The sequence below is a fragment of the Desulfomarina sp. genome (assembly GCF_054039375.1).
The window spans coordinates 1-10,497 of record NZ_JBPLBA010000045.1 but is presented as its reverse complement, the minus strand read 5'-3'; the positions used below and the strand labels follow the sequence as shown (position 1 = coordinate 10,497).

Genomic DNA, 10,497 nt, shown 5'->3' with positions numbered 1-10,497 from the left:
TGTATCCGAAGAGGTGGCCAGGGAAATTGCCGAGGTGAATCAGGCCAGCATGGAATTGAATAAAAATGCCACGAATGTGAGTGAAAGTGCGGGTGCCTTGAAAAGGCTGGCGAGTGGGTTTAACCGGCTTGTGGGCAGTTTTAAAGTATAACTCGTGTCTGTCCGGAAATGAGGTAACTGATTACAGGGACAGCAACTTTATGATTTTATTACCTCTGAACTGTAATTTGAATTTTTTTCTTGATTACCCGAAACTCAGCCAAATTGTGGATGTGCCTGTTTTATCAGGCTAGCCTACGGTCAAAAATCACTGGAAATCTCAATTGATAAGGAATTCAAATGAAAAAGTGTCAGTCCAGATCATTTTATAATCGGTTTAATGTGATTTTTGAAATACGCCTGATAAAACAGGCCCAATCCCCAGACTCACAAATAACAGGCTGAGTTTCATACGTAATCAGAATTTACATTGCGGATTATTGCACTGTAAAGGAGTGTCAGCAGATAATAAAGAAATTACAGATGAAAGGTAAAAAAATATGGCCAGGCGGCAGAGCAGAATTCGAATAGATGTAGGCAATACGGTTATTGGCGGTGAACGTCCCCTGGTTTGTCTGCCGCTCATGGCGGAACTGAAAGATCAGCTTCTTCAGGAAGCGGAAGATTTGATATCCATGGGGCCCGACTTGCTTGAATGGCGAGTTGATGCATACAGGGATGTGGAAAACACCCGCCTGTGTCTCGATGTCCTGGAGGAGCTTCGTGCTGTTACAGGAACTGTGCCATTGATTTTTACCTGTCGGACTGATGAAGAAGGTGGCCTGAGAAAGATTGACCGGGAAAAGAGACTGGAACTGTTTGAAGCAGTTGCCGCATCAGGGAAGGTCGATCTCATCGATGTTGAGCTGTGTAACGGTAAGGATTTTCTGGAGGCTGCAAAAAAAATCGCCAATGCAAACGGAATCTTTTTAATTTTTTCTTATCATAATTTTACAGATACTCCCGGTGAGTCTTTCATGTATTCAAAACTCCTGGAAGGTCAGGCTGCCGGAGCCGATATTGTAAAACTTGCCGTAATGCCCCATGATACAGGAGATGTTCTCTCCCTTCTCAATGTGACAAACCGGGCCAGGGATAAGGGTGTGGATATTCCTGTTGTCACCATGTCCATGGGGCAGTTGGGGGTGATCAGCAGACTTGCCGGTGGCTTATTCGGGTCTGATATTACTTTTGCTGCAGGCAGGAAAGCTTCTGCCCCTGGTCAGCTGTCATTCGACGATTTGCGAAACGGGATGAATCTTTTGTTTTTCTGATGACCCATGAAACTCGGCCGGATTGGGAATGTGCCTGATTTATCAGGCTGAGTTTCGTATGTAATCAGACTTGTTTTTGAAGAGTTTATCATGATCAAATGTTTTCATTTTCTAAAACGTAGGATTGAGCCGTGAAGCAATGTTAATCCGGCAGTAACCCGTAAAAATAAGTGAGAATGTCGGTTCTTGTGACAATACCGATCATTTTGCCGTCCTCCACCACGGGAAGATGGCCCACATCCTTTTCGATCATGGTCTGCGCTGCTTTTTCAGGTGAAGTTTCCGGGGAAAGGGTAGTCACCTGTCTGACCATGAAAGCTTTTACGGGACTGTTCCACTGTCTTTCCTTTGTGATTTTTTTAAAATCCCACAACACGATTATCCCCTTGATCTGTCCCTTCTCCCCGATAACCATGACACCTCTGATTTTTTCCCTGTCCATTATTTCCCTCACTTCGCGCATGGGGGTGTCGGGGGTGACACTGATTACCGGAAAGGACATGATATCACCGATGTGAATGGTATTCTGTTTTTCTTCTGAGAGTATGGAAATAATTGTTTTTTTGATTGTTTCAGGCCGCATTACCGATTTTTTCACCGAGGCGGAACCGGCTCCGGCGTGTCCCCCGCCACCCAGTCTGGTCATGATTTTGCCGATGTGAACCTGATCACTGCTGCTCCTGCCGATGACCATGGAGCGGGAGCTGTTGACAAAAATAACGAACACCCCATCAGCATTGATTATTTTTCTGTACATATTGACGACCGTGGCCAGGTCCGTCACCTTTTTATCCAGGGTGATGATGTTGAATCCGAGACTGTTACCGTTGATGGTGATTTTCTCACTTTTTTTCATCATCTCGAAGAGTATTTCCCGCTGGGTTTCCTCGTAGGGGGGATTGAGAAAAAAACCGGCGACATTGAGGTCTGCTCCGTTTTTCAGGAGAAAGGCGGCAGCGCCCGCGTCTTCCGGGGTGGTCGAAGGATAGCTCAGATGGCCTGTATCTTCATAGAGGCCAATGAGAAGTACTGTTGACACCAGTGGGTTGAGGTGAATTTTTCTCCTGATCATTTCCCTGATAAAAAGGGTGACGGTGGCGCCAATGGCTTCCCGGCATGTCCAGGTTGCCTCGATGTCCGATTTTCCTGTCATATGGTGATCCCACAGGTCAATCTGCAGATTTTCTTTCCTGCGCAGGTCGTCCATCCGGTCCAGACGGTGCCACTGGTTGGTGTCTACGACGATCAGCCGGTCGATCTCCGCATTGCCTATTTCATCAGGCAATAGAAGGTCAAAAGCGGTTTTATGGGTGGAGAGAAACTGGGCCACGTTCCTGTTGACTGCTTTGGGGATTACTCCTACACAGCCGGGGTAAATGATGGTAGCTGCAATGACTGAAGCCAGGGCGTCAAAATCCGTGTTTTTATGGGTGGTGGCGATTATCATCAGTTTGTCGGAAATATTTTGTAATGAGCCATGCCAGCTGTTTACCTGTGGACATTTACAGCCCTTTTCGCCCGATCTCTTTGTTACAGCGAAAAGAAAAATGCTCACAAATGACTAATAGGCTGCGCTTTTTATTTTCTGATTACGTATGAAACTCAGCCTGTTATTTATGAGTCTGGGGATTGGGCCTGTTTTATCAGGCGTATTTCAAAAATCACATTAGACTGATTATAAAATGATCTGGACTGACAATTTTTCATTTGAATTCCTTATCAATTAAGATTTCCGGTGATTTTTGACCGTAGGCCAGCCTGATAAAACAGGCACATCCACAATTTGGCTGAGTTTCATGGGTAATCAAGATTTTTTTGCAGTCCTTGATTTCGAATGAAATTGCTTAATTCCGGACAGTCATCGAATTTGCCGATCGCGAGATTCAGGTGTCACCGAAAAAATTAAAATACGAACAACAACTTTATCATGACTGAAAACAAACAATCAAAATACAGTGAAGCCGGAGTGGATATTGATAAAGGTAACGCCTTTATTGAAGAGATTAAAGATCTTGTTGGATCCACTCATCAACGTGGTGTTCTCAGGGGAATTGGAGGATTTGCATCACATCTGGTGATTGACACCAATAAATATAAGCAACCAGTAATTGTCACTTCCACTGATGGTGTAGGAACGAAACTGGCGATTGCACATCTCTGCCGAAAACATGATACGATTGGTATCGATCTCGTTGCAATGTGTGTCAATGACCTCATTGTGGGCGGAGCCACTCCCCTCAGTTTTCTTGATTATTTTGCCCTGGGAAAGCTTGATCTGGATATTGCCAGAGAAGTGATAAAAGGTATTGCTGATGGATGTATTGAGGCAAAATGTTCGCTGGTCGGTGGAGAGACGGCTGAGATGCCCGGATTGTACAGAGAAAAAGACTACGATCTTGCGGGATTTGTAACAGGGATTGTTGAACGTGATGAAATCATTGACGGATCAGATATCAGCAGTGGAAATATCATTATCGGCCTGAAATCAAGCGGATTACATTCAAACGGGTATTCCCTGGTCAGAAAAATCTGTTTTTCCGACCATGATTTTTCAGTGGAAGAATATAGAGAAGAACTGGGTTGCACTCTTGGTGAAGAACTCCTCAAACCGACCAGGATTTATGTTCAGCCTGTTCTCAATGTGTTGAAAAATTACCGGTTGAATGGAATGGTTCACAACACAGGGGGAGGTTTTTATGACAACATTCCCCGCATTCTTCCAAAAGGATGCAAGGCGGTTATTGACACCGAATCCTGGACACCCCAGCCAATTTTCCATTTTCTTGAAAAAATGGGCGAAATTCCACGTGAAGAAATGTATCGCACATTTAACATGGGCATAGGTCTCCTGATTATCGTCAACGAAGAAACGGTGGCGGATATCTGTCACCATTTTGAGGCGGTAGGAGAAGAACCCGTTATTATAGGGAAAATTGTATCCCTGAAAGAAGGTGAAACGGATCAGGTAGAGTTGATCTGAAGATCACTCTACCCCGCAATCACCCGTTCCCCCGAGAATTTTTTCAAGGGCGTGGGGAATAACCGGTAAGACAACTTCAAAATTCTCCCGGGCCGCTTTCAAACTGCCCGGGAGATTTATTATCAGACTCATTCCCCGGATACCGACTTTTCCCCTGGAAAGCATGGCTCTGTTCGTTTTTAAGAGGCTGGCGGCACGCATTGCCTCTGCCATGCCCGGTATCTCTTTTTCTATGACCTCCTCCATTGCTTCAGGAGTGACATCTGTAGGTGAGACACCTGTTCCTCCGGTTGTGACAATAAGAGTGATCCCCTGTTTATCCACCAGATTCTTTAGCGACTGAACGATTATTTCTTTTCTGTCAGGGATAATTTCATAGGATTGAAGAATAAACCCGGCTCCAGCAAGAGTCTTTTTCAGATATTCTCCACTGGTGTCCTGCCGCTCACCCCGGGAACCTTTGTCACTGAGGGTGAGGACTGCACAGCTGTACTGTTCCTGTAAACTATCCATGATCGTCCGGTGCTCTATTCCTTATTTGTTTCTGCGATGATCTTTTCTGCAATCTGTCCCGGAACCTCTTCATAGTGAGAAAACTCCATGGTAAACGTGCCAAGGCCACCAGTCATGGATGTAAGATCAGTCGCGTAGGAGAGTATTTCTGCCTGTGGAACCTGGGCGTTAATGATTTCTGAATTCTCATCGGAGTCCATTCCCATAACTTTGCCGCGCCTTGAATTCAGATCTCCCATTACGTCACCGACATTATCTTTTCCAACCCGTATTTCCATATTCATGTACGGTTCAAGAAGCACAAGACCTGCCTCCTGGGCGCCTTTCTTGAAGGCAAGAGAACCGGCAATCTTAAACGCCATTTCCGAGGAATCAACATTATGAAATGAACCATCGACAAGAACGATTTTGACATCAATCACCGGGTACCCTGCCAAAACGCCCTTTTCCATGGCTTCCTGGATACCTTTGTCAACAGCAGGTCTATATTGCTGCGGGATGACCCCGCCGACAATTTTATCCTCAAACTCGTAACCACCGCCCGGCAGTGGAGAAATCTCTATCCAGCAATCTCCGTACTGCCCACGTCCACCACTCTGTTTTTTGTGTTTTCCCTGGACTCTTGCAGAGGAACGGATCGTTTCCATGTAGGGAATCTTTGGAGTATTGAGTTCCAGCTCGACTCCAAATTTTCTCTTGATTCGTGACCCGACCACGTCAAGGTGAACCTGACCGACACCGGAAAGAAGAACCTGCTTGGTTTGCTGCTGCCTGGTGAGTTTAAGGGTCAGATCTTCATCCAGCATCTTGGTTATTGAGGAGAAAACTTTTTCCTCCTCACCTTTTTTGGCACTTACCGCAAAAGAAATCACCGGTTTGAAAGGTTCAGGTCGCTCAAAAAGAACCGGATTTGCTGCATCGCAGAGTGTGTCTCCTGTCCCGGTTTCCTTAAGTTTGGCAACAGCCACAATCATACCCGGGCCGGCACTGTCAACCGGTTTCTGTTCTTTGCCTTCAAGGAGATAAAGCTGACCGAATCGTTCAGATTCTTTTTTACTGGCGTTATAAAAGCTGTCTCCTTCAAGTATTCCACTGAAAACTCTGAAAATTGTCAGCCTGCCCGCATAGGGATCAGCCATGGTCTTGAACACAAGTGCTGTGAACGGTTCATCCGCAGAACGTTTGATTTCAACAGTTTCGTCAGTTTCAGCCTTAACAGCCTCAATCGCCTTTCCATCTGCAGGTGACGGCATGAAAGCATTAATTGCATCAAGCAGAGGAGCTGTACCAAAATTTCTGGTGGCAGCGCAGACATAGACCGGTGCAATTTCACCACTCAGAACACCGTTTTTAAGACCGGTTTTCATATCATCTACAGCTAACTCACCTTCTTCCAGGAATTTCTCAATAAGATCATCATCAGTCTCAGCCACATTTTCCATGAGGTTTTCCCGGTACACAGCCACATCGTCTGCCAGATCCGATGGTATATCAGTTGGAATAACACCTCCGTTGTCCCCATCGAACAGATAGGCTTTCTCTTCAAGTATATCCACGAAGCCCTTGAAATCGTCTTCGGCTCCAATGGGGAGCTGGAGAACTACAGGGGTAAAGGGAAGAGCATTTTTCATTTCTTCAAAGGTCTTTGAAAAATCTGCTCGCTCCCTGTCCATTTTATTAACGGCAATAATGGTGGGAATATCTTTCGCTTTGACGATATTGGCAAATTTGACTGTCTGACCTTTTACACCGAGTACCGCGCCGATGGTGAAAAGAGCTCCGTCACACACGTAAGAGGCAAACAGTGCTTCATTGAGAAAATTATCATCTCCGGGAGTATCTGTGAGATAAACTGTGTGTTTTTTCCAGGTGTAATTATTAAAGCTGGAGCTGATGGAAATATTTCTGCTGATCTCTTCATCCTCATAATCCATTACGGAACTGCCTTCATCCACTTTCCCCAGTCTGTTAATTTTCCCGGCAGTAAAGAGCATGGCCTCCGCAAGTGAAGTTTTTCCACAATTCCCATGACCAAATATTGCTATGTTTCTTATCATATTTGTATCCTGCATCCGTATCTCCTCAAAATCGACGATTTTTCAATGCTGTCTCCAAAACAAACAAAACCCTGCGCCCCACCAGGAGGCTGTTCTGCACCTGAATTCTGAAACCTTAATTTCCTTTCCTTAACCTCGAACGAAAATAAAAAATTTCAAGGTACCCGTAAGGCGGAACATTGTCGGGAAGTTACAGAACAGGGAATTTTGCCGAAAAAATTACCAGTCATCATATATGCAATTTCAAATTACAAAGTCAAGCAAGAATGCTCATGGGGATCAATTTGAAAAAAATTAATTATCCAAAGATAATGGAAAAGATAACGGGAAGATGTATTTCTGGCATATTTGCCGTAATCAATGTATCTTTGTCCACCAAAAACACTTTTTTTTACTCGGAAATTGTCAGAAGGTTTTTTTTATTTCATTCCTGAATAGACGTATAATCAAAGTATTACCATCACAATCCCGGATTTTTTTCCTTTGAGCTATCAGAAACAGAAAAAAGACGGAAAGAGAAGCAAAAACAAAAAATCTATTTCCGGATCAGCGGCAGTGGTCTCCATTGCAGTTATGTGCAGCAGACTGTTGGGACTTGTGCGGGAACAGGTGTTCGCCTCTCTTTTTGGTGCCGGATTTGCTTATGATTCCTTTGTGGTGGCCTTTCGAATCCCTAATTTGTTGAGGGATCTTTTTGGTGAGGGGGCACTTTCAGCTGCCTTTGTCACTGTTTTTTCTGCTTACGATACGAATAAAAGCAGGGAGGAAACATGGAACCTTGCCTCAAATGTTCTTACTTTTATTGCTGTTCTGCTCAGTATAATAACACTCCTCGGTATTTATTTTTCCGGATCGATTGTCTCCCTGCTGGCACCGCATTTCGATCTCGTTGCCGGGAAAAGTGAACTCACCCGCAAATTAACGGTGATAATGCTGCCATTTCTCATTGTTATTTCTCTCTCGGCAGTTGTTATGGGAATGCTCAACACCAGAGGCCGTTTTTTTATTCCTGCACTGGCCTCAAGTTTTTTTAACCTCGGGTCCATCATTGGTGGTACTTCCCTGGCTTTTATACTGCCCCGTTACGGACAACCTGCTATAATGGGCATGGCGTGCGGAACCCTGATTGGTGGAGTTCTGCAGCTGGGAGTACAACTCCCCTCCCTGTATAAAACAGGCTATCGCTATAAACCTGTTCTCAACCTTGTCGATCCAGGTCTCAGGCGTGTTTTAAAACTGATGGTGCCGGCAACAATTGGTCTTTCTGCTACACAGATTAATATTTTTATAAACACCAATTTCGCATCAGGCTGTGCCGAGGGTTCTGTTTCCTGGTTGAATTATGCCTTCAGACTCGTTCAACTCCCGATAGGTCTTTTCGGAGTCGCCCTGTCCATTGCCATGCTTCCGGTTCTTGCTAAACAGGCAGCTCAAAAGGACATTGGAGAAATGAAAGAAACCATGGTGTCTTCACTTACCATGGTATTTGCTTTGACAATTCCAGCGACTTTCGGTCTGATAATTCTTGCTGAACCGATTATCAGGTTGATTTTCGAACATGGGGCTTTTACAGAAGCCGATACGGTGGCAACAGCGCGAACCCTTGCATTTTATGCCATCGGTTTGTTCGCATACTCAGCGAACAAAGTACTGGTACCCGCGTTTTATGCCCTGGACAAAACAAAATACCCTGTCATAGCCAGCTTTCTGGCCATAGGCATCAATATTATTTTCATCACATTGACCATAAATACCTACCAACACCTGGCAATCGCCATGTCTACATCATGCACCATGATTCTTAATTTTCTCTTTCTTTTCACCACGCTGCATATTAAAATGCAGGGCTTCAGGTTGAAATATCTTGCCTGTGCCCTGCTTAAAATACTCTGTGCTGCAGCCGCTCTTCTTGTTATTCTGTTTGCAGGACAGTCATTGCTTGAAGTAACTCTTCATGGTAATCGAATCATTCAGTTTCTGGCTGTGATGGGCCTGATTGGTGCTGCCGCTGTCGTCTACGGTGCGGTCCTTTATCTTTGCGGATTGGAAGAAATGACAATTTTCATCCAGCAGGTCAAAGAGAAAGTCTTGCCGGAAAAACAGTGAGTACTCACCTCAGTTATCCATTGCTCTTATGGGCGAGGCAGGACCTCAATCTTTTTTCTCATTGCGCAATGCCTCAATTTCCTTACGGAGAGAGGCGATTTCCCCATGCAGTTCCTCAATGTCCGCTGCTCTGACAAACTGAGTTTTAGCAAGAGTGGTTTCAATCATGGTATTGATCTGTTTTTTCAGTTCTTCTTTTGACTCCTCGGTCTTTGTGACCATTTCACGAACAAGTTTTTCCCCTTCCTGTTCAGACAATTTACCTTTCTGGGCAAATTCCTTTGCGATATCCTCTATCTTGTCTTTCGTGAGTGATGCAACACCAATACCTGTCAGCATCGCTTTTTTTACCAAATCAATCATAATTGTCTCCGGTTTGAGTGAGCCATGAGGCTGCCCGGGTTTTCAGTTTTATCTGAACCCGTAACGGCTTCATGCTTTCTTGATAACACCCTGAATCAGTCATTCAAAAAGTGAATAACTGATTTCACTAAATACACTAACTACTCACAGATACTCTGTAAATGTACAATTCCGGGCTGTTTAGGCCCTGCAGTATTGCAGTTCAGTTCTTTTGGTTATCCTGTGAATTTTCAAAAAATGCTGCAGCATTTTCCATGGCTGTCCCGAACGTCTTTGAATTTTGCACCGAAGTCGCAAGAGAATGGCCAAAAGTATACGTAGCAGCAAAATAATGGGTAAACTGTTTCAGTCGCCCAAGACGCCGTTCCGGTGGGAGCTTCTTTTCCAGTAATTCTGCAAATCTGAAAAAGATTCTGGACCTGGTTCCATGATGAATTACGATGGGGAAGTTGTAAATACGTTTGCTTATTTCAGCACTGAGCCATGGCCTGCTCACTGCTCCCCTGCCCAGCATCAAGCCCTCCGCTCCGGATTGTTCAAGACATCTCCGGGCATCTTCTATCGAAAAAATTCCTCCATTTGCGAAGACGGGTATCGACAACCTTTTTTTAATGTCTCCGATTGCATCCCATCGAGGTTTTCTGCAGAACTTTTCCCCGTTCAACCGTGCATGAATGGTTAAATAATCGAGTCCACAGTCTTCCAAATTTTTACAAAAAGCATAGAGCTTTTCTCTCCTGTATTCAACACCAAGACGAATTTTCGCACTTATGGGCAGTTCTGTTCTCCGTCTGATTTCACTCAGAATTTCACTTGTCTGTTGAACATTATCTGAAAGAGTAACCCCTCCGCCCTGTTTTTTCACCATGGGTGCCGGACAACCGAGATTAATATCAATTCCATCGGCTTCCAGGAGGTGGAGTTTTTCCACTGCCGGACCTACCTGATCCCTGGAAAAAACCACAATCTGGTAAATAAGTGGTTTTTCATTCCGGTCTCTTATCAGTAGAGGGGAAATATTTTGATTTTCGTGAGGGAGTCTTTTTGCCGCGAGCATTTCTGTGAAGAAAACCCCTACCCCCCCCTGTTCCCTCAAAAGAAGTCTGAGGGCACAATGGGAAAGACCAACCATAGGTGCGAGGGCAACAGGAGGGCTGATTTTCAG

At 44.7% G+C, this 10,497-nt stretch carries 8 protein-coding genes; 3 read left to right on the top strand and 5 right to left on the bottom strand.

The window, feature by feature from the left end; all coding sequences use genetic code 11:
- Nucleotides 1-539 precede the first annotated feature (539 nt).
- Nucleotides 540-1,313, top strand: coding sequence for a type I 3-dehydroquinate dehydratase (gene aroD, locus ACXLDX_RS02595; protein WP_457575633.1), 774 nt, complete (start codon nucleotides 540-542; stop codon nucleotides 1,311-1,313).
- A gap of 142 nt (nucleotides 1,314-1,455) precedes the next feature.
- Here aroD and ACXLDX_RS02590 read toward each other — a convergent pair whose 3' ends face one another.
- Nucleotides 1,456-2,868, bottom strand: coding sequence for a CBS domain-containing protein (locus tag ACXLDX_RS02590; protein WP_457575632.1), 1,413 nt, complete (start codon nucleotides 2,866-2,868; stop codon nucleotides 1,456-1,458).
- A 372-nt stretch (nucleotides 2,869-3,240) separates the two neighbouring features.
- Between ACXLDX_RS02590 and purM the strand changes: the two genes are divergently transcribed.
- Nucleotides 3,241-4,293, top strand: coding sequence for a phosphoribosylformylglycinamidine cyclo-ligase (purM, locus tag ACXLDX_RS02585; RefSeq protein WP_457575631.1), 1,053 nt, complete (start codon nucleotides 3,241-3,243; stop codon nucleotides 4,291-4,293).
- A gap of 3 nt (nucleotides 4,294-4,296) precedes the next feature.
- Here purM and ACXLDX_RS02580 read toward each other — a convergent pair whose 3' ends face one another.
- Together ACXLDX_RS02580 and fusA are read right to left on the bottom strand one after the other, a co-directional pair.
- Complete coding sequence (locus ACXLDX_RS02580; RefSeq protein WP_457575630.1) at nucleotides 4,297-4,806, bottom strand: MogA/MoaB family molybdenum cofactor biosynthesis protein; 510 nt, start codon at nucleotides 4,804-4,806, stop codon at nucleotides 4,297-4,299.
- Nucleotides 4,807-4,820: 14 nt separating this feature from the next.
- A complete protein-coding gene (gene fusA, locus ACXLDX_RS02575; RefSeq protein ID WP_457575629.1) occupies nucleotides 4,821-6,878 on the bottom strand; it encodes an elongation factor G in 2,058 nt (685 codons plus the stop codon).
- A 468-nt stretch (nucleotides 6,879-7,346) separates the two neighbouring features.
- Here fusA and murJ point away from each other — a divergent pair, with 468 nt between their 5' ends.
- Nucleotides 7,347-8,969, top strand: a complete 1,623-nt coding sequence (gene murJ / locus ACXLDX_RS02570; RefSeq protein WP_457575628.1) for a murein biosynthesis integral membrane protein MurJ — start codon at nucleotides 7,347-7,349, stop codon at nucleotides 8,967-8,969.
- Nucleotides 8,970-9,014: 45 nt separating this feature from the next.
- Here the strand turns inward: murJ and ACXLDX_RS02565 are convergent, their stop codons facing one another.
- Together ACXLDX_RS02565 and ACXLDX_RS02560 are read right to left on the bottom strand one after the other, a co-directional pair.
- Nucleotides 9,015-9,332, bottom strand: a complete 318-nt coding sequence (locus ACXLDX_RS02565) for a phasin family protein (protein ID WP_457575627.1) — start codon at nucleotides 9,330-9,332, stop codon at nucleotides 9,015-9,017.
- Between the two features lie 202 nt (nucleotides 9,333-9,534).
- Nucleotides 9,535-10,497 (bottom strand): tRNA-dihydrouridine synthase family protein (locus tag ACXLDX_RS02560; RefSeq protein WP_457575626.1); only part of this gene is annotated, 963 nt, incomplete at its 5' end.